This window comes from Nocardioides sp. AX2bis (genome assembly GCF_902506435.1).
GTDB lineage: Bacteria > Actinomycetota > Actinomycetes > Propionibacteriales > Nocardioidaceae > Nocardioides.
On record NZ_LR733215.1, the window covers coordinates 3,112,939 to 3,133,911 of the forward strand.

Here is a 20,973-nt window from a genome sequence, read left to right on the forward strand (position 1 = left end):
GGCGGGGTCAGGCGGAGCCGAGGCGCAGCAGCGAGATCAGCCGGCGGGCGCACTCGCCGCCGACCTCGAGCGCGAGGTCGACGGCGCCGGTCACGTCGAGGCCGTCACGGACCCGTGCCACGGCCAGCCCGGCCTGGTCACCGCCACCACCGGGGCGGCCCGCGGCGGCGTAGAGCAGGCGGAGCCGCTCGGCGGCGCCCTCGAGCAGCGACGCGTCGTAGTCCCAGGGCTCACCGACCGCGCGGTCGAGCAGGAGCAGGCGCAGGACGGACGGCTCGTGGTCGGCCAGGACGGTCTCGACCAGGACCAGGTTGCCCGTGGACTTGGCCATCTTCTCGCCACCGGTCCGCACGGTGCCGACGTGCAGCTGCGCGCGGCTGAAGGGGCGGACGCCCGTCACCGCCTCCGCCATCGCCTCCTGGTAGGCGTGGTGCGGGAAGCGCAGGTCCTCGCCGCCGACCAGGACGTCGACCGACGGGCCCAGCACGTCGACGGCCATCGCGGCACACTCGGCGTGCCACCCCGGACGGCCCCAGCCCCACGGGCTGGCCCAGGCCGGGGCGTCGTCGACCGACGGTCGCCAGACCGCGACGTCGAGCGGGTGCTGCTGACCGGGGGCGTCGGTCGGGTCGGCGTACGCCTCGAGCAGCGCGCGGGCGGCCGCCTCGTCGAGACCGGCGGCGGCGGCGACCCCGGCGCCCCGGAACCAGACGGTGCCGTCGTGCTCGTAGGCGGCGCCGGCGTCCAGCAGGCCCTGGGCGAGCTGCTGCACGGCCTGGACGTGGTGGCGGGCGCGCGGCTGGGCGGCCGGCGTGGCCACCCGCAGGGCGCGCATCGACTGCTCGAAGACGGCCTCCTGGGTGACCGCCAGCTCGTCGAAGTGACGACCCCGCTCACGGGCGGCCGCCGAGAGGACGTCGTCGACGTCGGTGACGTTGCGGCAGACCTCCGGCGTGACCCCGGTCGAGCCGAGGGCGGAGGCCAGCAGGTCGGCCCACACGAAGGTGGCCGCGTGGCCGAGGTGCGTGACGTCGTACGGGGTGATCCCGCAGACGTAGATCCGGGCCGATCCCACGATCCCGAGCGGCCGGCCGGCCAGCGTGACCGAGGCGGGGCGGGAGGGGGGCGGACCGACCCGGTACGACGGGTCGGTCACGGCGGGGATCAGCGGCGTGGCCATGACGCCAGTCTCCCACCCGGGAGCAGGGTGGGAGACCGCGCGTCGCTCACGGCGTGGCCGTGCGGGTCAGACGCGCGACTTGGTCTTGTTCTTGCCCAGGACGCCCTCGACGACGCCGATCAGCAGCACGGCGGCCACGAGCGCGAAGATGAAGCCGAGGAAGTCCATGTCGCCGATCTCGCCGGTGCCGATGAGGCTCGCCAGCAGACCGCCGATGACGGCGCCGAGGACGCCGAGCACGATGGTGCCGATGATGCCGAGGTTCTGCTTGCCCGGCTTGATGAGACGCGCCAGCGCACCGACGATCAGACCCATGATCAAGAAGTACAGAATGGACATGGTGTGTTCCTCTCCCTAGGTGTGAGGCACACCCGGGGCGGGTGTGTCCCCACGATGAGCCTAGAGCCCCACGAACCCCACCAGTCTCACCCTCCCAGTCCGCCGCCGATCGTGTCCCCGCTGGCCGGGAGCGGCCCACCACGGCAGGATCACGGCCATGGAACGCGTCTGGCTCCTCGACCACCTCGCCCTCACCCTGCGCGAGACCGACTTCGCCGACCCCGCGCTGGCCGGTGAGCCGGACGTGCGCGAGCGCGGCGTCCGCCTCGAGGTACGTCCCGTGGCCGTCACCGCCGAGGGCTCGCTCTACTCCTCCCCCGCCCTCGCCCTCGCCCCGCCGGTCTGCCGGGTCGACCTCCTGGAGTCCGCCCCCGGCGCGGCCGACCGGGTGCACTGGCACCCCGTGATGCACGACGGCGAGCCGGGCGAGCGGGTCTTCGACGAGGCGCTGTCCGCCGACCCCGAGGGCTGGCTGGCCGCCCGGCTGCGCGACCTCCCCTCCCTGGTGGCCGGGGCGCCCGAGGCCGACCGCGGGCGGCTGCTGGCCGACACCGCGGCCGTCGCCGCGCTGGCCGGCGAGGTCGCGGGGCAGGTGTCCACGTCGCTGGTGGCCCTGCGCGGCCCCTGGCCCAGCGTCACCCACGACGAGCGCGGGATGGCACCGGTCCCGGCATGAGCCACGCGCCGGACGCGGCGTACCGCCGTGAGGTGCTCGACGCGCGGGTCGAGCGCTGGCTCCCCGACCTCCGCGAGGCCCTCGGCCTGGTCTACGACGACCCCGACGCCGTGGCCGACCGGCTGCTGGCCGTGGCCGCCGCGGGGTACGCCGCACGTCCCGACGACCTGCACCACCTCGACCTGCGGCGCTCGCTGGCCCCCGACTGGTTCCAGCAGCCCGGGACGGTCGGGTACGCCGCGTACGCGGACCGCTTCGGCGGCACTCTGGCCGGGGTCGGTGAGCGGGTCGGCCACCTGCGCGACCTCGGGGTGACCTACCTGCACCTGATGCCGCTGCTCGAGCCGCGTCCCGGGCCGGACGACGGCGGGTACGCCGTGGCCGACCACCGTCGGGTCCGCGCCGACCTCGGCACGGTCGACGACCTGCGGGACCTCGCCCGGCTGCTGCGCGGCGAGGGGATCAGCCTGTGCCTCGACCTCGTGGTCAACCACGTGGCCCGCGAGCACCCGTGGGCGGCCGCGGCGCGGGCCGGCGATCCTCGCTACCGGGCCTACTTCCGCACCTTCCCCGACCGGACCGGTCCGGACCGCTGGGAGCAGACGCTGCCCGAGGTCTTCCCCGACTTCGCCCCGGGCTCGTTCACCTGGGACGACGAGCTCGACGCGTGGGTGTGGACGACCTTCAACGCCTGGCAGTGGGACCTCGACTGGTCCAACCCCGACGTCCTGGTCGAGATGGCCGACGTCGTCTGCTTCCTGGCCAACGCCGGCGCCGAGGTGCTCCGCCTCGACGCGATCGCGTTCCTGTGGAAGCGGCTCGGCACGGACTGCCAGAACCAGCCCGAGGTGCACGCGCTGACCCAGGCGCTGCGCTGCGTGGCCCGGATCGCCTGCCCGGCGGTGGTGTTCCTGGCCGAGGCGATCGTCGGTCCGCAGGACCTGCCGGCCTACCTCGGCCGGGGCCGCCACCACGGCAAGGTCAGCGACCTCGCCTACCACAACGCGCTGATGGTGCACCTGTGGTCGATGCTCGCCTCGGGCGACACCGCACTGTCCTCCCACGCGCTGCAGCAGCTGCCGGCGCCGCCGGCCTCGACGGCCTGGATCACCTACGTCCGGTGCCACGACGACATCGGGTGGGCGATCGACGACGCGGACGCCGCAGCGGTCGGCATCTCCGGCTGGGCGCACCGGCGGTTCCTGGCCGACTGGTACGACGGCACCCACCCCGGGTCGTGGTCGCGCGGGCTGGTCTTCCAGCACCACCCCGAGACCGGTGACAAGCGCACCTCCGGCTCGCTGGCCTCGCTGGCCGGCGTCGAGGCCGGGGACCCGTACGGCCCGGACCGCGTCGTCCTCCTCCACGCGGTCGTCGCGGGCTGGGGCGGCGTGCCCGTGCTGTGGATGGGCGACGAGGTCGCGCTCCTGAACGACCCGGCCTGGGCCGAGGACCCCGCCCACGCCGACGACAACCGGTGGGCGCACCGGCCCCCGATGCCGTGGGCCCCCGACGGGTCGCTGCCGGACCCGTACGGCGTGCTCCCCCGGCTCCGTGACCTCCTGGCCGCCCGGGGCCGGCTGCCGCACCTGCACGCGGCGACGCAGGTCGAGGTGCTCGACCCGCCGGCGCCCGGGGTGCTCGCGGTGGTGCGGCACCACCCGCTCGGGGCCTTCGTGGGGCTCTACAACATGACCGCCGAGGAGCGGCGCGTGCCGTGGTCGGTGCTGCACGCGACGGGCCTGGGCCAGGGGGTGGCGGTCCTCGACCACCTGGCCGGTGGACGGTCGGTGCGCTCGGAGGGCGACCAGGTGGTCCTACCGCCCTGCGGCGCGTCGTGGCTGACCGACGAGACGACGAGCTAGCGCCCGGGGCGACGGACCTGGACCTTGGTCCTGTTACCTACCTGGGGGTCGCTCGAGGGTGTGCGGCATCTCCCGTCGGCCCTACGTTCCGACCATGGTCATCCGGTCCCGTCTGCGTCGGACCGGCCCTCGGCGAGCCGGCCCTCGGCGAGCCGGGCCCGCGGGCCTGGTCGCCCTGACCGCGCTCGTCGTCCTCGTGGTGGCAGGCACCGCCACCCCCTCGACGCCGACGCCGGTCGCCGCGGCCGATCCCGTGCCGGGGACGACCGTGAGGCTGAGCGCGGCGGGCGACTTCAGCTCCTCGCCCGGCGCCGACCGGGTCCTGCGCGCGATGGCAGCCTCCTCGCCGGACGCCATGCTCGCCCTCGGCGACCTCTCCTACGGCCCCACCGGCCAGGAGCAGGCCTGGTGCGACTTCGTGACCGAGCGGGTCGGCGCGGGCGCGCCCTTCGAGCTGCTCAGCGGGAACCACGAGAGCGACGGCCAGAACGGCCACGTCAACGACTTCTCCGCCTGCCTGCCCAACCAGCTGCCGGGGCTGCGCGGGACCTACGGCCGCCAGTACGCCGTCGACCTGCCGCAGCAGCAGCCCCTGGTGCGCTACCTCGCGATCTCACCGGGGCTCACCTTCCCCGACGGCACCTGGAGCTACGCGGCCGGGACGCCCCGCTACCGGTGGGTCGCCGACGAGATCGACGCCGCCCGCGCCGCCGGCATCCGGTGGGTGGTCGTCGGCATGCACAAGCCGTGCCTCTCGGTCGGCCAGTACCCCTGCGAGGTCGGTGACGACCTCCTCCAGCTCCTCCTCGCCAAGCGGGTCGACGTGGTGCTGAGCGGCCACGAGCACCTCTACTCCCGGATGGCGCAGCTGGCGCTGGGACCGGGTTGCGACGCGCTCCTTCCCGGTGGCTACGACGCCGACTGCGTCGCGGACGCCGACGACGACCTGCAGGCGGGCGCGGGCACCGTCCTGACGGTGGTCGGCACCGGCGGCGCCGTGCTGCGCGACGTCGACCTCGGCGACCCGGAGTACCCCTACGTGCGGCGGGCGATCGCGCAGAACGTCGACCCGACCTTCGGCCACGCGGAGCTGGACCTCACCGCGACCGGGTTGTCGTTCGCCCTGGAACGACCCGACGGCAGCGTCGCCGACGCCTTCACCCTGACCAGCCCGATCGCGAACCGCGCCCCGGTGGCCGCGTTCAGCGCGTCGGGGACCGGCTCCGCGCGGCGCCTCGACGCCGTCCTGGCCACCGACACCGACGGTGCGCTCGCCGTCTGGGACTGGGACCTCGGCGACGGCTCCACCGCCACCGGACCGGTCGTCGACCACACCTGGGCGGCACCGGGGACCTACGCCGTGCGGCTCACCGTCACCGACGCCGAGGGCGCGACGGGCAGCGCGGTGCAGCAGGTCACGGTCGACGACGCCGGTCAGGTGCTGGCCGCGGACGACTTCGAGCGGACGACGACCCGGTCGTGGGGTGCCGCCGACGTCGGCGGCCCCTGGACTGTCAGCACTGCGGTCGGGACCTCGTCGGTCGCGGGCGGGCTCGGTCGCACCCAGCTCACCAGCACGGCTCGCAGCACCCTCTCCCGCCTGCCGGGTGCCTCGGCGACGGGCACGGACCTGACCACCGAGGTGTCGCTGGCCGCGCTGCCCGGCGGCGGGAGCAGCGGCCGGGTCGACGTGGGTGTCGTGCCCCGCCGCACCACCACCGGCGACGAGTACCGGGCCGTGGTCCGGGTCGGCGGCAACGGCGCCACCCGACTCTTCCTCGGCCGTCTCGTCGCCGGGTCGTCCACCCGGATCGGCACGGAGGCCGTGCTGCCGGGGACGCCGCTCGCCGCCTCGGCGGTCCTCGAGGTGCGGGTCCAGGCCGTGGGCGCCGGACCGACCACCGTGCGCGCGAAGGCCTGGCCCCGGGGCACCGCCGAGCCGACCGCGTGGCAGGTCAGCGGCACCGACGCCACGCCGGCCCTCCAGCAGCCCGGGTCGCTCGCCCTGCGAGCCCTGGCCACCCCCACCTCGACGGGCTGGCCGCTCGAGGTCCGGTTCGACGCGCTGCGGATGGTCCCGGCGCCGTGAGGCCCGTCGAGGACTAGCGTGACCCGGGTCACCCCCGCCCGCGCTCCCCCGGAGGTCCGATGCCCGCCGTCCGCTCCAGCACCGTCGACGACGTCCTCGCGCGCAGCGCGCGACGCCACCCCGACCGGGTCGCCCTCCGCTTCGCCGACCGCACCTGGACCTACCGCGCGCTCGACGACGCGGTGAGCCGGGCCGCGGTCGCCCTGCGCGGCCTCGGCCTCGCCCGTGGCGACCGGGTCGCGGCGTACGGGCGCAACTCCGACGCCTACCTGCTCGGCTTCCTCGGCTGCGCCCGCGCCGGGCTGGTGCACGTGCCGGTGAACTACGCGCTGACCGGGGAGGAGCTGGGCTACCTCGTCGAGCAGTCCGGCTCGGTGGCGGCGCTGGTCGACCCCGGCCTGCGGGCGCAGTACGACGCCGCGGGGCTGGCGGTCGGGACCGTGCTGGCGCTGCGCGACGAGGCCGGCTCGCTGCTGGAGCGGGCGACCTCCGGGCCGGTGCCGACCTCCGTGCTGCCCGACGGGGAGCCACCCGTGGTCGACGGCGACCTGGCGCAGCTGCTCTACACCTCGGGCACCACCTCGCGGCCCAAGGGCGCGATGATGACGCACCGCGCACTGGTCCACGAGTACGTCTCCTGCGTGGTAGCCCTGGAGCTGCGCGAGAGCGACGACCCGCTGCACCCGATGCCGCTCTACCACTCCGCCGGGATGCACGTGTTCCTGATGCCCTACCTCGCGGTCGGGGCGGTGAACCACCTGATGGAGGCGCCCGACGTCCCGGAGGTGCTCCGCCTGGTCGAGGAGCGCAGCCTGGGCGCGGTCTTCCTCGCCCCGACGGTGTGGGTGCCGCTGACCAACCACCCCGACTTCGCCACCCGCGACCTCTCCAGCCTGCGCAAGGCGTTCTACGGCGCCTCGATCATGCCCGGGCCCGTGCTCGCGCGGCTGACCGAGGCGCTGCCCGACCTGACGGTGTGGAACTGCTTCGGGCAGTCCGAGATCGGCCCGCTGGCCACCGTGCTGCGTCCCGAGGAGCACGCCGAGCGGCCGAGCTCCTGCGGGCGACCGGTGCTCTTCGTCGAGGTGCGGGTGGTCGACGAGACCGGCGCCGACGTGGAGCCCGGCGGCAGCGGTGAGGTGCTCTACCGCTCACCGCAGCTGTGCGAGGGCTACTGGGACGCCCCCGAGGCGACCGCCGAGGCCTTCGCCGACGGCTGGTTCCACTCCGGCGACCTCGTCCGCGTCGACGAGGAGGGCTACCTGACGGTGGTCGACCGGATCAAGGACGTCATCAACACCGGCGGCGTGCTGGTGGCCTCCCGCGAGGTCGAGGACGTCCTCTACACCCACCCGGCGGTGGCCGAGGTCGCCGTGGTCGGCACGCCGGACGAGCGGTGGATCGAGGCCGTCACCGCCTTCGTCGTGCTGCGTCCCGACGCCGCGATCGGCCCGGCCGAGGCGCCCGGGGCCCTGGTCGCGCACGCCCGGGAGTCGTTGGCCGGGTTCAAGGTGCCCAAGCAGGTGCTCCTGGTCGACGAGCTGCCCCGCAACCAGTCCGGCAAGCTGCTCAAGCGGGTGCTGCGCGACCAGGTCGGCGGCTGAGCGTGGACGCGGGCGCCTGGGACGAGCGGTACGCCGGCCGCGAGCTGGTCTGGTCGCTGGAGCCGAACGCGTTCGTGGCGCAGGAGTGCTCCGACCTCCCGCCGGGCCGCGCGCTCGACGTGGCCTGCGGCGAGGGCCGCAACGCGCTGTGGCTGGCCGGGCGGGGCTGGCGGGTGACCGCCGCGGACTTCTCGGCGGCGGCGCTCGAGAAGGGGCGGGCGCTGGCCGCCGAGCAGGAGCACGGCGACCGCGTCACCTGGCAGCGCGCCGACGCGACCACCTGGTCGCCGCCGGCCGGCCAGGACCTCGTCGTGCTGGCCTACCTGCAGCTGGACGACGAGCAGCGCCGGGCCGCGGTGCGGTCGGCGTACGACGCCCTGCGACCGGGCGGGACGTTCCTGCTCGTCGCCCACGACCGGAGCAACCTCGCCGAGGGCACCGGCGGGCCGCAGGACCCGACGGTGCTGATGACCGCCGAGGACGTCCTCGCCGACCTCGCCGACCGGGCGCCGGACGTGGTCAGGGCCGGACGGGTGGCGCGGGAGGTGCCGCCCCACGGCACCCACACCCGACCGGGCGAGGCGGCGGCGACCGCGTGGGACTGCCTCGTCCGCTGCGTGCGGACCTGAGGCCCGGGGGCGGCGGGGATCAGCCGCGCGGGTCGTCCTGCTGCGGGGCGTGCTGCGCCTTGAGACCGCGGGCCCGCGGCGCGGGAGGGCCGTCCTGCGGGACGCCCTCGTGGGGCTTGCGGTCGGTGGCGTCGTAGAGCCCCTTCTCCTCCGCCGCGTCGACGTTGCGCAGCCGGTGCACGAGGCTCCAGCCGAGCAGCGCGATCGTCAGGATCCCGAGCCCGAAGATGCCGAAGGCTCCCCAGCCGGCGACCACGTTGTCCGGCTCGGGGACGGGGTCGAGCTGCCACAGGGTCACGAGCAGGTCCATGGCCCCATCATCCCACGGAGGCCCTCACGGCACCGGTCCGGACGCCGGCGAAGAGGTCGTCCTCGGGGACCGGGGCGTCGACGTGGGTGGTGACCAGCTCGTAGTCCTCGGTCGGCCAGGTCTTCTGCTGGACCTCGCGCGGGATGGCGAACCAGTGCCCGTCGGGGTCGATCTGGGTGGCGTGGGCCAGCAGCGCCTGGTCGCGGACCCCGAAGTACTCCCCGCAGGGCACCTTGGTGGTGACGCGCGCGTCCCACTCGGGCTCGGGCACCCACTCCTTGAGGCGGTCGGCCCACGGCGACTCCAGGCCGTGCGCGAGCGTCGCGTCGTGCAGCGACTGCATCCGCTCCCGGTTGAAGGAGTGGTGGTAGTAGAGCTTGGCGACCTGCCAGGCCTCCCCCGCGTCGGGGAACCGTGCCGGGTCGGCGGCCGCGTCGAAGGCGGCCACGCTCACCTCGTGGCAGCGGACGTGGTCGGGGTGGGGGTAGCCGCCGCGCTCGTCGTAGGTCGTCATCACGTGTGGGCGGACCCGGCGCACGACCCGGACCAGCGCCTCGACGGCCTCCTCGAGCGGGACCAGGCCGAAGCAGCCCTCCGGCAGCGGGGGCTTGGGGTCGCCGTCGGGCCAGCCGGAGTCCACGAAGCCGAGCCACTCCTGGTGGATGCCGAGGATGTCGCGGGCACGCTCCATCTCCTGGCGACGCACCTCGCTGATGTTCTCCAGCACGTCGGGACGGTCCATCCGTGGGTTCAGGATCGACCCGCGCTCGCCGCCGGTGCAGGTCACGACGTGGACCTCGGCGCCCTCCGCGACGTAGCGGGCGGTGGTGGCCGCGCCCTTGCTCGACTCGTCGTCGGGGTGGGCGTGCACGTGCATCAGGCGGAGTCCCGCGCTGGGACCGCTGGACGTGGCGCCCGCGGGGTGCGACGGGTCGGGGTGCTGCGGCTCGGCATGCTGCGACATGGCTCTCATGGTAGGTCTCACCCCACCCGTCGTCCCGCCCCACCTGTCATCCTGGGGTGGTGAGCCCACAGGTCGACCTCGACACCCGGTACGGCACCCCCGCGCCCTGGCGGCGCCGCGTGCTGCTGGCCGGCGTGGGCGTCGTGGTCGCCGCGTTCGCGGCCTGGCTGGGGTGGGCCACGATCTACCACTCCGAGCCCGAGGTGCAGTCGCAGCTGGTCTCCTTCGACGTCCTCGACGCCCGCACCGTCGACGCCACCGTCGACGTCGAGGTCGAGGACGGCGTGACCGGGCTGTGCCGGCTGCGTGCCTTCGCCGAGGACCACTCGGTGGTCGGCGAGATCGCCTTCGAGGTCGCCCCCGCCGAGGGCCAGCGCTACGAGCAGCAGCTGCGCACCGACCGCCTGGCCACGTCGGTGGAGTCCCTCGGCTGCACCACGACCTCCCAGCCGCGTCCCCGGTGACCCTGCTCCGCCCTCGGTGAGCCGCCCACGGGCGGCCTGGTGTTGTTAGGGTGGTCGGTCTGACCGCCCGCCGGGCCACCCCGGAACCCCGGGGAAGAGCCCGCCACCCGTCGTCGGCCGTCCCTCCCACCCAGGCGCATGCCGCCTGGCGAGGGACGCCCGTACCACCAGGAGTCCGCATGACCGAGCAGAGCCAGCCCGCCAGCACCGTGTGGCTGACCCAGAAGACCCACGACCGCCTGCACGCCGAGCTCGAGGAGCTCAAGGGGCCGCTGCGCGCCGAGATCATCGCGCGGATCAGCGCCGCCCGTGACGAGGGCGACCTGAAGGAGAACGGCGGGTACCACTCGGCCAAGGACGAGCAGGGCAAGATGGAGGGCCGGATCCGCCAGCTCGAGGACATGCTGCGCCAGGCGACGACCGAGCCCGCCGCCGACGACGGCCGCGTGTCGGCCGGCAAGGTCGTCACCTACCGCTACCAGGGCGACGACGAGACCGAGCAGTTCCTGCTCGGCTCCCGCGACATCGACGACGACGAGGCCGACGTCGAGGTCTTCTCCCCGCAGTCGCCGCTCGGTGCGGCGCTCGACGGCGCGGCCAAGGGCGAGACGGTCGACTTCGAGGCACCGAACGGCAAGACGCTGAAGATCGAGATCGTCGACGCGGTCCCCTTCAGCGGCTGACCTGCGCCTCGCGCGGACGGACGGCTCAGCCGGTGACCCGGTAGCCGCGCTCGCGCAGCCGGGTCAGCAGCCGTTCGGAGTGGTCCTGGCCCCGCGTCTCGAGCTGCAGCAGCACCTCCACCTCGCCCACGTGCAACGTGGGCGAGGTGCGTTCGTGCACGACCTCGATCACGTTGGCGCCGGCGTCGGAGACCTCCAGCAGCAGCCCCGCCAGGCCCCCGGGCACGTCGGGGATGTTGACCCGCATCGCGTGGTAGCGCCCGGCGGCGGCCATGCCGTGCCGGATGACCTTGCCCAGCAGCAGCGGGTCGATGTTGCCCCCGGACAGCACCGCGACCAGCGGGGTCCGCCAGCGGTCGGGGTGGTCGAGCAGCGCGGCCACCGCGGCGGCGCCGGCCGGTTCCACGATGGTCTTGGTCCGCTCGACCAGCGCCACGAGCGCGCGTGACATCGAGTCCTCGGAGACCGTGACGACCTCGTCGACGAGGTCGCGCACCGCGGCGAAGGTCAGCTCCCCCGGCATCCCGACCGCGATGCCGTCGGCCATGGTGCGCATCGAGGTGAGCGCGACCGGGGCACCCTGCTCGAGCGAGGTCGGGTACGCCGCCGCGCCCTCGGCCTGGACGCCCACCAGGTGCACGTCGGGCCGCAGCGCCTTGAGCGCGATCGCGACGCCCGCGATCAGCCCCCCACCGCCGGTCGGCACCAGCACGGTGCGCGCCTCCGGCGCCTGCTCGGCCACCTCCAGGCCGCAGGTGCCCTGGCCGGCCATGATGTCGGCGTGGTCGAAGGGGTGGATCAGCACCGCCCCGGTCTCCTCCGCGAAGCGCCGCGCGCCCACCAGGGCGTCCTCGATGTAACGCCCCTCGAAGACCACGTCGGCGCCGTACCCCCGGGTCGCCCGCTCCTTCGGGATCGGCGCGCCCTCCGGCATGAACACGGTGGCGTGGATGCCGAGCAGCTGCCCGGCCAGGGCGACGCCCTGCGCGTGGTTGCCGGCCGAGGCCGCGACGACACCATTCGCCCGCTCCGCCTCGGTCAGCCGCGCCATCCGGTAGTAGGCGCCGCGGGCCTTGAAGGAGCCGGTGCGCTGCAGGTTCTCGCACTTGAGGTGCACCGGACCGCCGCAGAGCGCCGACAGCCAGCGCGACCGCTCCATCGGGGTCTCCACCGCCACCCCGCGCAGGACCTCGCGGGCGGCCTGGATCTCGGCCAGGCCGAGCGCCAGCGGCGGTCGGGTCACGGGCTCGGTCATCGGGTCTCCTGCTCGGGGTCGGGGGCTGGGTGGCCACCGCGCCGGCCAGGGTCGCACCGACGACCGGGATGAACGCACCGAGGAAGGTCAGCACGAAGATCGCGGCCAGGAACGGCACGCCGAGCACGGCGGCCCAGACGGTGATCCCGATCGCGTCGACCAGGGCGACCGCGACGGTGGCCCGGACGTAGTGGGTCAGGGTCGTCCAGGCGACCCGGCCCGAGGAGTCGACGTGGCCGCGGGCGGCGCGAGGGGCCAGGCGGACCGCCCAGCCCCAGATCCGGGGGCCGTCGGAGAGGAAGAAGAACAGCGCGAAGAGGGCCAGGAAGAACCCGACGACCGCGTTGCCCGCGCCCGAGCCGACCGCGAGCGCCTGCTGCAGCGCACCGTCGCCGGCGAAGGAGGCCACGGCGTCACGCAGGGCGGCGACCGCGTCGTCGACCTGCGACTGGCTGGCGTCGAGCGGCCCCTCGACGAGCCAGGTGCGGACCTGCTCGATGCCCTCCGCGGCCGACGTGGCCAGGTCGGAGGCGCCGGTGGCGATCTGCTGGCCGACGAAGCCGAGCAGGCCGCCGACGACCACCAGCCCGACCACCACGACCAGCAGCGCCGCCAGGCCACGCGGCAGCCACCGCGTGAGCAGCCGGACCGCCGGGTCGGCCAGCGCTGCCAGCAGCACCGCGATCGCCAGCGGCAGGACCAGCACGGAGTACGTCGCGACCAGCTGCACCAGCACCCACCCGAGCGCTGCGAGCAGCAGCACCCGCCACGACCAGGCCGCGGCGAGGTCGAGGCCCCAGGGCACACCGGCGCCGCCTCGCGCCCGGACCTGCTCGGGGGCGCGGCCGGGTGGAGCGGGGTTCGGCGGCATCGCGTCAGCGTATGCCCGTGGCACCCGTCACCAGACCGCGGGCGAGCGCCCGCGCGGCGGCGGGGTGGGCGTCGGCGAGCAGCCCGACCGCGGCCAGGACGTAGTCGTGGTCCACGACCACGCGGGGGTGCTCGGGCAGCTGCCAGCCGCCGCCGGCGCGGGCCGCGGCGTCGGGCCCGAGGGCCGGGGCGAGGACCCGGTCGGCCACGCCCGGACGACCGTGTCGGAGCACGCCGCCGGAGCCGACGACGAGGTCGACGGTGCGCAGGTCGCGCCCGCTGCGCTCGACGACCCGACCATCGGCTCCGAGGACGACCCGGGCGCGACCGGCGTGCCGGCGCAGCGCCTGGGACAGCGCGGCGCGGGCCAGGGCCTCGTCGTCGTCGAGGTCCGCGTCGTCCACCGGGAGGTGGGCCGGGTCGTCGGTGCGTCGCCGGGCGGCGGCGGCGAGCCGGTCGTACGCCTTCGGCGCCAGCTCGTCGGGGTCGAGCCGCTCGACGGTCGTGACGGCCGACCACCGCATCCCGAGGTCGCCCTCGACGGTGCGCCCGGCGCGGGTGGTGGCGACGACCTCGCGGGCCAGGCCGCTCTGCTCGGGGTCGACCTCGACCACGGCGTGCACGTCGGTGGTGGCACCGCCGACGTCGACCACCACGACGTCGCCGACCTCCTCGGCCAGCACCTCGACCCCGCGCAGGACGACGTCGGGGGTCGCGCCGCGTACCAGGGCCTCGAGCTCGCGACGGCGCGCCGGCGAGGTCAGGCGCTTGCCCCCGATGACGTGGCTGACGAACACCTCGCGCACGGCCGCGCGGGCGCCGTCGGGGGCGAGCACCCCGATCCGGGGCACGACGTTGGGTGCCAGGACGTGCGGTACGCCGGCCAGGACCGCCGCCACCTCCGCGTGTGCGGAGACGTTGCCGGCCACCACCACCGGGCCGGTCCAGCCGGCTCTGGCGATCGCCGCCGCACCGTCGACCAGCGCCCGGGTGTTGCCGCCGTCGGTGCCCCCGGTCAGCAGCACGACGTCCGGCGTCGCGGCGAGCACGTCGGCGGCCGGGTCCGCGTCGCCGGCGACCGACGCCACGGCGACGACGTGGCCGCCGCTCGACAGCGCGACCCGGCGCCCGGCCTCGGCGGTGACGAGCGGCTCGTTGCCGAGCACCGCGATCCGCAGGCCGCCGCCGGCGCTGGAGCAGGCGAGCAGGGAGGCGTCGGCGGCCCGGGGGTGGGAGGCGACCAGGGCGGCGCGGCAGGCGTCGTACCCGGCGAGGACGTCGCCGCCGGCGGCGCTCAGCAGGAGCAGGAACGCCAGCAGCAGCGAGACGAGGTCGCGCTCGATCAGGTGCAGCACGAAGAGCGCGGCCGCGACCAGCCCGAGGCTGGTGCGGGTCCAGGCCAGGAAGGTCCGCTCGTTGGCCAGCGTGAACCGGTAGTCGGGCTCGCTCATCGGCTGCTCATCGGGCCTGCTGCGAGCGGTCGAGCGCCTGCTCGAGGTCGGCGACGAGGTCGGCGACGGACTCGATGCCGACGCTGAGCCGGACCAGGTCCTCGGGCACCTCGAGCGCGGTCCCGCTCACGCTGGCGTGGGTCATCCGCCCGGGGTGCTCGATCAACGACTCGACGCCGCCGAGGCTCTCGCCGAGGGTGAACACCTCCGTGCCCTCGCAGACCGCGAGGGCGGCCTCGACCCCGCCGGCCACGCGGAAGGACACCATCCCGCCGAACCGCTTCATCTGGCGCGCGGCGACCGCGTGACCGGGGTGCTCGGGCAGCCCGGGGTAGATCACCTCGGTGACGGCGGGGTGCGCGGCCAGCATCGCCACGACCTGCTCGGCGTTGTCGCAGTGCCGGTCCATCCGGACCGCGAGCGTCTTCAGGCCGCGCAGCACCAGCCAGGCGTCGAAAGGACCCGCGACCGCACCGATCGCGTTCTGGTGGAAGGCGACCTTCTCGGCCAGGTCGAGGTCGCGCACGACGAGCGCGCCGCCGACGACGTCGGAGTGGCCCCCGGCGTACTTCGTCGTGGAGTGCACCACGACGTCGGCGCCCAGCGTCAGCGGCTGCTGCAGGTACGGCGAGGCGAAGGTGTTGTCGACCACCAGCAGCGCGCCGGCCTCGTGGGCGACCGCCGCCAGGGCCTCGATGTCCCCGATGTTGAGCAGCGGGTTCGTCGGCGTCTCGCACCACACCAGCTTCGTGGTGCCGGGGCGGATCGCGGCGCGGACGGCCTCGACGTCGGAGACCGGGGCGGGCGTGTGCTCGACGCCCCACGCCTGCTCGACCTTGTCGAAGAGCCGGTACGTGCCGCCGTAGGCGTCGTCGGGGATGACGACGTGGTCGCCCGGGCGGCAGGTCGCGCGGACCAGGGTGTCCTCGGCGGCCAGGCCGGAGGCGAAGGCGAAGGCCCGCTCCCCCTCCTCGAGCGCGGCCAGGTTGCCCTCGAGCGCGGTACGCGTCGGGTTGGCCGAGCGCGAGTACTCGTACCCGCCGCGCAGGCCGCCGACGCCGTCCTGCTTGTAGGTCGAGGTCGCGAAGATCGGCGGGATCACCGCCCCCGTGGTCGGGTCGGGCTCGTAGCCGGCGTGGATGGCGCGGGTCTCGAACCCGGCCTTCTCGGACTGGTTCCCCTGCTGCTGCTCGCTCACCCGTCGAGAGTAGTGCGCGGGAAGGTCCGGGCGGCCTGCGGTGTTGAGGGGGGTGACGATCGATGATCGACCCCGACCGAAGGAGATCGAAGTGTTCGGACGCGACAAGTCCTCCCTCCCCGAGCCCGGCAAGGCCCTCGCCGGCCGGCCCGAGCGGCCCTGGCACCTGGCCGCGCAGCACGCCGTGCTCGACGCGCCGCTGGTGACCGACGAGGTCCCCGCCGGCCACGAGGTCGCCATCTTCGGCCTGGGCTGCTTCTGGGGCGCCGAGGAGGCGTACTGGGGCCTGGACGGCGTGTTCTCGACCTCGGTCGGCTACGCGGGCGGCGAGACCCCGCACCCGTCGTACGAGGAGGTCTGCTCCGGGCGTACCGGGCACACCGAGGCCGTGCGGATCGTCTACGACCCCACCCGCGTCGCCTTCGCCGACCTGGTGAAGCGCTTCTTCGAGATCCACGACCCGACCCAGGGCATGCGCCAGGGCAACGACGTCGGCACGCAGTACCGCTCGGCGATCTACTGGACCACGCCCGCGCAGGAGGAGACCGCGCGCGAGCTGACCGAGGTCTACGGCGCCGAGCTCGAGCGCCGCCGCCTCGGCTCGATCACCACCGAGATCAAGCCGGCGCCGGAGTACTACTACGCCGAGGACCCGCACCAGCAGTACCTCGCCAAGAACCCCTTCGGCTACCGCTGCCACGCCAACACCGGGGTGCGGTTCCCGCAGACCGCCTGAGGCCTGCCGGGCTGAAAGAACACCCGCCCTGAGGTGGTGGGGCGCATAGGTTGCCGGTGACGGTCGGTCGGGTCCGGCCTCGTCGATCGCCGGGGGGCTGTCGTGGGACGTGTGCAGAGGTCGAGGAACCGGACGGCGGCGCTGCTGCTGGGCGTGGTCGTCGTCGTGACGGGATCGCTGGTGGTGGCCTCACCGGCCTCCGCGGCGCCGCCGAACGACGACTACGCCGACGCGCAGGCGATCGGCGGCGCGGAGGGCGGCGTCGAGGGTGGCGTCGAGGGCACGACCATCGGCGCGACCACGGCTCCTGGCGAGACGTACAGCCAGTCGGTGTGGTTCGCCTGGACCGCACCGCGGGACGGCGTGTTCACCTTCCAGACCGAGCAGTCCGCGTTGAGCATGCGGATCGGGCGCCGGGACGGAGCCGCCGGCCGCGGTGACCTGTGCCAGCACCAGAGCGAGGTGTACTCCTGCATCTACAAGCAGGTCGAGGCGGGCGCCACCTACATGATCGAGGTCGGGCAGTACGACGGCCAGCGTCCGGCGGCCTTCCGGCTGACCTGGACCCCGGTGCCGCCCCCGGCCAACGACGACCTGGCCGACGCGACGGTGCTGACGGGGCGTTCCACCGCGTTCCCGTCCCCGCACCCCGCCTCGGGCCTGCTGGCCACGCTCGAGCCGGGCGAGGAGCCGTCCTACGTCGGCTCGACGCCCGCCCGGCACTCGATCTGGTACGAGTGGACGGCACCCTTCGCGTCCAGCGTGGAGATCGACGTCGCGGTCGGGCCGTCACCGCAGCGCTACTGCGAGGAGCGCCTGTCCGTGATCGAGGTGTACGTCGGAGAGGCCGACGACGGCGGCTTCCGGGAGACCGACCAGCAGTTCGACGACTGCGACGGGCTCGACGTCGAGATCGACACCGCCTTCCCCGGCCAGACCTTCCTGATCAAGCTCGACTCCCCCGACGGCCCGACCCCCGTCAGCGGCACGCTCGTCGCCACCCCCCGCTGCGGGGTCACGGGCACCGACGGCGACGACGTGCTGGAGCCGCCGTCCTCGTCCGGCCGCTACGTGGTCTGCGGCGGCCGCGGCGACGACGTCCTCCGCGGCGGTGGCGACGACGACCTCCTGATCGGTGGGCGGGGCGACGACGTGCTCCGAGGCGGCGCCGGCGCCGACCGGTTGCAGGGCGGTCAGGGTCGTGACCGGTGCGTGGGCGGCGCCGGCACCGACCGCTTCGCAGGGTGCGAGGTGATCAGGTCGGTCCCCTGACCTCAACCCCGGGAGCCGGCTGCGACCAACGGCCCTGGCAGGCCCGGGGCACCCGGTGCGACCGTGGGGCGCATGGACCTCGACCCGGTCGCGACGAACGGTGACCACTACCGCGTCGTGTTCGAGAACGACCGGGTCCGGGTGCTCGACTACGCCGACCGGCCGGGTGACGCGACCACGAACCACCGTCATCCGGACAGCGTGATGTACACGCTGTCGTCCTTCCGTCGGCTGCTCGTCTCGGGCGACGGGTCCCGCGAGGTGACGATGGAAGCGGGGACCACCGCGTGGCTCCCCGCGCAGGAGCACCGTGGCGAGAACATCGGGGACACCCCGACGCACGTGCTCCTCGTGGAGCTGAAGGAGCCGGGCCCGCTCGTCGGCGCCCAGGACGGAACGCTCCTGGGCCCCCAGACCTGAGGCGTGCTCCCCGCGCTCGGGTGACCCGGGCTCAGGTGCCGTGAGCCAGGATGGGCTCATGAGCGACCTCCCTCGCAAGGCCGCCGCGCGCACCGCACGTCTGGCCCGCCTTCCCCTGGGGTACGCCGGGCGCAGCGCCGTCGGCTTCGGCCGCCGCCTCGGTGGCGCGCCGGCGGAGGCCGTGATGAGCGACATCCAGGCCAAGACCGCTGAGCAGGTGTTCCGCACCCTGGGCGAGCTCAAGGGCGGGGCGATGAAGTTCGGTCAGGCGATGTCGGTCTTCGAGTCGGCACTGCCGGAGGAGATCGCGGGTCCGTACCGCGACCAGCTGACCAAGCTGCAGGACTCCGCCCCCCCGATGCCGACCTCGACGGTGCGCCAGGTGCTCACCGAGGACCTCGGACCGGACTGGAAGCAGCAGCTGGTCTGGCTGGACGGCGGCCCGACCGCCTCGGCCTCGATCGGGCAGGTCCACAAGGGTCGCTGGCACGACGGCCGCGAGGTCGCGGTCAAGGTGCAGTACCCCGGCGCCGACGAGGCGCTGCGCTCCGACCTGCGCCAGCTGTCGCGGCTCGGCCGCTCGATCGCGCCGGTCTTCCCCGGCATCGACCTCAAGCCGCTGATCGAGGAGCTGCAGCTGCGCGCCGAGGAGGAGCTCGACTACGAGCTCGAGGCGCAGGCCCAGCGCGGCTTCGCCGAGGGCTACCGCGGCGACCCCGACATCGTCGTGCCCGACGTCGTCGCCGTCGGCCGTCGGGTGCTGGTCACCGAGTGGCTCGACAGCCCGGCCTCGCTGGCCTCGATCATCGCCTCCGGCACGCAGGAGGAGCGCGACCACTACGGCGACCTCTTCACCCGCTTCATCTTCTCCTCACCGGCGCGGGTCGCGATGCTCCACGCCGACCCGCACCCCGGCAACTACCGGGTGATGCCCACCGAGGACGGCCGCCCGGGTCGCCTCGGCGTGCTCGACTTCGGCGCGGTCGCCCGGCTGCCCGACTCCGGGCTGCCCGAGGTCATGGGTCGGCTGATCCGCCTGGCCGCCCTCGACGACGCCACCCAGCTGATGGACGGCCTGCGGGCCGAGGGCTTCGTCAAGGAGCGCACCAAGCTGGAGGCCCAGCAGGTCGCGGACTACCTCTCGCCGCTGGTCGAGCCGACCCGGGTCGAGGAGTTCCAGTTCAGCCGGGAGTGGATGCGCGAGCAGTTCGCCCGGATCAACGACCCGCGTGAGCCCGCGTACACCGTCGCGATCAAGCTGAACCTGCCGCCGGAGTACCTGCTGATCCACCGCTCGTGGGTCGGCGGCATCGCGATCCTCTCCCAGCTCGGGACGCGGGCGCGGTTCCGCGAGATCCTCGAGGAGCTGCTCCCCGGCTTCGCCGAGCCCGCCGCCTGAGGCCGGTGGCCGCTGCTGCTCAGAGCCGCAGGTGCATGACGTGCAGGCCCACCCGGCCGTGGGTCGGGGAGGCGAACGCCTCGGGGACGGTGCCGACGACCTCGAAGCCGAGCGAGCGCCACAGGCGCACGGCCGCGGTGTTGGTCTCGACCACCGCGTTGAACTGGATCGCGGCGTACCCCTGCTCGCGGTGCCAGGCCACGACGTGCTCGCCGAGCGCGCGACCGACGCCGCGCCCGCGCGCCGCCGGGGCGACCATGAACGAGGCGGTGCCGACGTGGCTGCCGGGCCCGGGCCGGTTCGGCCCCATCCGCGCGGTACCGAGCACGACCTCGCCGCCGACGGTGTCGTCGACCAGCACGACGGTGGCGCCCGGTGGCTCCGCGAACCACAGTGCGCGGCCCTGCTCGCTGGTCAGCCCGAGCGGGTAGGCGTACGTCTCCTGCGCCTCGACCACCTCGTCGAAGAACGGGCGGATGGCGGGCCAGTCCGCGCCGGTGGCGGGGCGGATCGTGAGAGTGCCGCTCACGTCACCGGGTGGCAGTCGTGCCCGCAGGAGCTCGTGCTGCCCGGGGCGTGGTCCGGTCCGGCGTGGTCCGCGGGGCGGTGCAGCACGGCGTGCCCGGGGGTGACCCGGACGTCGTCGCCGTCGACCGTGGCGGTCCCGTCGACCAGCAGGGTGTACCCGCGCTCCTCGCGCGGCGGGAACAGCAGCGTCACGGTCGCGTTCGCGACGACGTTGCGCAGGCTGCCGCCACCGGGACCGGCCACCACGACCACGCCGTCGCTCAGCACGGGGTCCGCCGAGACCGCCTTGACGCTCTCACCGGCGGTGCTCAGGAGGTAGCCCGGGCCGTACTGCTCCAGGGTGCGGGCGAGGTCCGCGAGGTCGACCGGGATGCTCATGGTCCGAACCTACCCGCGGTCGACCCAGCGCTCCCCCGCGTCCACCGCCTCCGCGGTACCGCCGGTCAGCTCCGCGACCAGGGCGTGCAGCGTGGCGACGCCGTCGGTGGGGACGCCCAGGCGGAGGGTGACGCGGGCGGCGTAGGCCTGGTCGAGCACCGCGACGTCATGCGCCCGCAGACCGCTCTCCAGCCGTCCGGCGTCGGCGTGCCCGACCTCCACCTCGAGCTCGCGCAGCAGCTCGCGGCGGCGGGTCCCGGCGGCCTCCAGGGCGGTACGCACGGCGTCGCCGTAGGCGCGCACCAGGCCGCCCGCGCCGAGCAGGGTCCCGCCGAACCACCGCGTCACCACCGCGACCACGTCGGCCAGCGGCTCCGCGTCGGAGCCCGCTCCCCGGAGGACCTCCAGCATCGGGGCGCCGGCGGTCCCGGCCGGCTCCCCGTCGTCGCTCGAGCGCTCGACCACCTGGGGCGGCGGGCCGAGCAGGAAGGCGGAGCAGTGGTGCCGGGCGTCGCGGTGCTCGCGGCGGGCGGCGTCGACCACGGCACGGGCCTCGCCTTCGGTGCCGACGCGCTCGAGACGGCATAGGAACCGGGAGCGGCTGACCTCGGTCTCGACCTCCGCCGCGCGGGCGACCGTGCGGTAGCGGGTGCTCATGACGGC

The 20,973-nt window shown here is 74.7% G+C and carries 21 protein-coding genes and 1 pseudogene; 11 read left to right on the plus strand and 11 right to left on the minus strand.

All coding sequences use genetic code 11. The features are described from left to right. Positions 1-7: 7 nt before the first annotated feature. Entirely contained in the window at positions 8-1,180 is a 1,173-nt protein-coding gene (locus GV155_RS14940; protein ID WP_160009209.1) for a cysteine--tRNA ligase, read from the minus strand. 66 nt (positions 1,181-1,246) lie between these two features. Beyond that, positions 1,247-1,519, minus strand: coding sequence for a GlsB/YeaQ/YmgE family stress response membrane protein (locus GV155_RS14945; protein ID WP_236554345.1), 273 nt, complete (start codon positions 1,517-1,519; stop codon positions 1,247-1,249). 157 nt (positions 1,520-1,676) lie between these two features. Between GV155_RS14945 and GV155_RS14950 the strand changes: the two genes are divergently transcribed. From GV155_RS14950 to GV155_RS14970, 5 genes are all read left to right on the plus strand, one after another. Beyond that, positions 1,677-2,195, plus strand: coding sequence for a hypothetical protein (locus GV155_RS14950; RefSeq protein WP_160009211.1), 519 nt, complete (start codon positions 1,677-1,679; stop codon positions 2,193-2,195). Further along, on the plus strand, positions 2,192-4,060 hold the full coding sequence (locus GV155_RS14955) for an alpha-amylase family protein (RefSeq protein WP_160009213.1): 1,869 nt from the start codon (positions 2,192-2,194) through the stop codon (positions 4,058-4,060). The genes GV155_RS14950 and GV155_RS14955 overlap by 4 nt, the downstream gene beginning before the upstream one ends. 268 nt (positions 4,061-4,328) lie before the next feature. After that, positions 4,329-6,149, plus strand: coding sequence for a PKD domain-containing protein (locus GV155_RS14960; protein WP_160009215.1), 1,821 nt, complete (start codon positions 4,329-4,331; stop codon positions 6,147-6,149). A 59-nt stretch (positions 6,150-6,208) separates the two neighbouring features. Then, complete coding sequence (locus GV155_RS14965) at positions 6,209-7,753, plus strand: fatty acyl-CoA synthetase (RefSeq protein WP_160009217.1); 1,545 nt, start codon at positions 6,209-6,211, stop codon at positions 7,751-7,753. A gap of 2 nt (positions 7,754-7,755) precedes the next feature. Beyond that, positions 7,756-8,382, plus strand: a complete 627-nt coding sequence (locus tag GV155_RS14970) for a class I SAM-dependent methyltransferase (RefSeq protein ID WP_160009219.1) — start codon at positions 7,756-7,758, stop codon at positions 8,380-8,382. Positions 8,383-8,401: 19 nt separating this feature from the next. On the opposite strand, the gene GV155_RS14975 is transcribed toward GV155_RS14970, so the two are convergent. Together GV155_RS14975 and mca are read right to left on the minus strand one after the other, a co-directional pair. Then, complete coding sequence (locus GV155_RS14975) at positions 8,402-8,692, minus strand: hypothetical protein (protein ID WP_160009221.1); 291 nt, start codon at positions 8,690-8,692, stop codon at positions 8,402-8,404. A gap of 7 nt (positions 8,693-8,699) precedes the next feature. Continuing rightward, entirely contained in the window at positions 8,700-9,656 is a 957-nt protein-coding gene (gene mca, locus GV155_RS14980; RefSeq protein WP_160009224.1) for a mycothiol conjugate amidase Mca, read from the minus strand. 59 nt (positions 9,657-9,715) lie between these two features. On the opposite strand from mca, the gene GV155_RS14985 reads away from it, so the two are divergent. Continuing rightward, entirely contained in the window at positions 9,716-10,120 is a 405-nt protein-coding gene (locus tag GV155_RS14985; protein WP_160009226.1) for a DUF4307 domain-containing protein, read from the plus strand. A 179-nt stretch (positions 10,121-10,299) separates the two neighbouring features. Further along, positions 10,300-10,803: a transcription elongation factor GreA gene (greA, locus tag GV155_RS14990; protein ID WP_160009228.1), complete on the plus strand. Its 504-nt coding sequence runs from the start codon at positions 10,300-10,302 to the stop codon at positions 10,801-10,803. 25 nt (positions 10,804-10,828) lie between these two features. On the opposite strand, the gene ilvA is transcribed toward greA, so the two are convergent. The 4 genes and pseudogenes from ilvA to GV155_RS15010 form a co-directional block, all read right to left on the minus strand. Next, positions 10,829-12,058, minus strand: coding sequence for a threonine ammonia-lyase (ilvA, locus tag GV155_RS14995; protein ID WP_201300185.1), 1,230 nt, complete (start codon positions 12,056-12,058; stop codon positions 10,829-10,831). A gap of 46 nt (positions 12,059-12,104) precedes the next feature. Beyond that, positions 12,105-12,929: pseudogene (locus GV155_RS21145) on the minus strand (AI-2E family transporter); the annotation flags it as partial. Between the two features lie 4 nt (positions 12,930-12,933). Continuing rightward, positions 12,934-14,379 (minus strand): glutamate mutase L, encoded by a 1,446-nt coding sequence (locus GV155_RS15005; protein ID WP_160009230.1) that lies wholly within the window; start codon positions 14,377-14,379, stop codon positions 12,934-12,936. Positions 14,380-14,386: 7 nt separating this feature from the next. Further along, a complete protein-coding gene (locus tag GV155_RS15010; protein WP_160009232.1) occupies positions 14,387-15,577 on the minus strand; it encodes a cystathionine gamma-synthase in 1,191 nt (396 codons plus the stop codon). A gap of 91 nt (positions 15,578-15,668) precedes the next feature. Between GV155_RS15010 and msrA the strand changes: the two genes are divergently transcribed. The 4 genes from msrA to GV155_RS15030 all read left to right on the plus strand — a co-directional run bounded on the left by msrA (position 15,669) and on the right by GV155_RS15030 (position 19,404). After that, the gene (msrA, locus tag GV155_RS15015; protein ID WP_160009234.1) at positions 15,669-16,313 is read left to right on the plus strand and encodes a peptide-methionine (S)-S-oxide reductase MsrA; all 645 of its coding nucleotides are present in this window, start codon (positions 15,669-15,671) and stop codon (positions 16,311-16,313) included. Positions 16,314-16,424: 111 nt separating this feature from the next. Beyond that, positions 16,425-17,585 carry a calcium-binding protein gene (locus tag GV155_RS15020; protein WP_201300186.1) on the plus strand — a complete coding sequence of 387 codons (1,161 nt, stop codon included), beginning with the start codon at positions 16,425-16,427 and terminating at the stop codon, positions 17,583-17,585. A gap of 72 nt (positions 17,586-17,657) precedes the next feature. Then, the gene (locus tag GV155_RS15025) at positions 17,658-18,005 is read left to right on the plus strand and encodes a cupin domain-containing protein (protein ID WP_160009236.1); all 348 of its coding nucleotides are present in this window, start codon (positions 17,658-17,660) and stop codon (positions 18,003-18,005) included. A 58-nt stretch (positions 18,006-18,063) separates the two neighbouring features. After that, entirely contained in the window at positions 18,064-19,404 is a 1,341-nt protein-coding gene (locus tag GV155_RS15030; RefSeq protein ID WP_160009238.1) for an ABC1 kinase family protein, read from the plus strand. Between the two features lie 19 nt (positions 19,405-19,423). On the opposite strand, the gene GV155_RS15035 is transcribed toward GV155_RS15030, so the two are convergent. From GV155_RS15035 to GV155_RS15045, 3 genes are read right to left on the minus strand one after another with little or no spacing between them, the layout of a single operon-like run. Next, positions 19,424-19,933 (minus strand): GNAT family N-acetyltransferase, encoded by a 510-nt coding sequence (locus GV155_RS15035; protein ID WP_160009240.1) that lies wholly within the window; start codon positions 19,931-19,933, stop codon positions 19,424-19,426. Further along, the gene (locus GV155_RS15040) at positions 19,930-20,310 is read right to left on the minus strand and encodes a pyridoxamine 5'-phosphate oxidase (RefSeq protein WP_160009242.1); all 381 of its coding nucleotides are present in this window, start codon (positions 20,308-20,310) and stop codon (positions 19,930-19,932) included. The genes GV155_RS15035 and GV155_RS15040 overlap by 4 nt, the downstream gene beginning before the upstream one ends. Positions 20,311-20,319: 9 nt before the next feature. Then, complete coding sequence (locus GV155_RS15045; RefSeq protein ID WP_160009244.1) at positions 20,320-20,967, minus strand: IMPACT family protein; 648 nt, start codon at positions 20,965-20,967, stop codon at positions 20,320-20,322. Positions 20,968-20,973: the final 6 nt, after the last annotated feature.

Bases quoted from the DNA above. Each gene is read 5' to 3' on its own strand.
- GV155_RS14940 (WP_160009209.1), bottom strand. From the start codon at position 1,180: ATGGCCACGCCGCTGATCCCCGCCGTGACCGACCCGTCGTACCGGGTC.
- GV155_RS14945 (WP_236554345.1), bottom strand. From the start codon at position 1,519: ATGTCCATTCTGTACTTCTTGATCATGGGTCTGATCGTCGGTGCGCTG.
- GV155_RS14950 (WP_160009211.1), top strand. From the start codon at position 1,677: ATGGAACGCGTCTGGCTCCTCGACCACCTCGCCCTCACCCTGCGCGAG.
- GV155_RS14955 (WP_160009213.1), top strand. From the start codon at position 2,192: ATGAGCCACGCGCCGGACGCGGCGTACCGCCGTGAGGTGCTCGACGCG.
- GV155_RS14965 (WP_160009217.1), top strand. From the start codon at position 6,209: ATGCCCGCCGTCCGCTCCAGCACCGTCGACGACGTCCTCGCGCGCAGC.
- GV155_RS14975 (WP_160009221.1), bottom strand. From the start codon at position 8,692: ATGGACCTGCTCGTGACCCTGTGGCAGCTCGACCCCGTCCCCGAGCCG.
- mca (WP_160009224.1), bottom strand. From the start codon at position 9,656: ATGTCGCAGCATGCCGAGCCGCAGCACCCCGACCCGTCGCACCCCGCG.
- greA (WP_160009228.1), top strand. From the start codon at position 10,300: ATGACCGAGCAGAGCCAGCCCGCCAGCACCGTGTGGCTGACCCAGAAG.
- ilvA (WP_201300185.1), bottom strand. From the start codon at position 12,058: ATGACCGAGCCCGTGACCCGACCGCCGCTGGCGCTCGGCCTGGCCGAG.
- GV155_RS15005 (WP_160009230.1), bottom strand. From the start codon at position 14,379: ATGAGCGAGCCCGACTACCGGTTCACGCTGGCCAACGAGCGGACCTTC.
- GV155_RS15025 (WP_160009236.1), top strand. From the start codon at position 17,658: ATGGACCTCGACCCGGTCGCGACGAACGGTGACCACTACCGCGTCGTG.
- GV155_RS15030 (WP_160009238.1), top strand. From the start codon at position 18,064: ATGAGCGACCTCCCTCGCAAGGCCGCCGCGCGCACCGCACGTCTGGCC.
- GV155_RS15040 (WP_160009242.1), bottom strand. From the start codon at position 20,310: ATGAGCATCCCGGTCGACCTCGCGGACCTCGCCCGCACCCTGGAGCAG.
- GV155_RS15045 (WP_160009244.1), bottom strand. From the start codon at position 20,967: ATGAGCACCCGCTACCGCACGGTCGCCCGCGCGGCGGAGGTCGAGACC.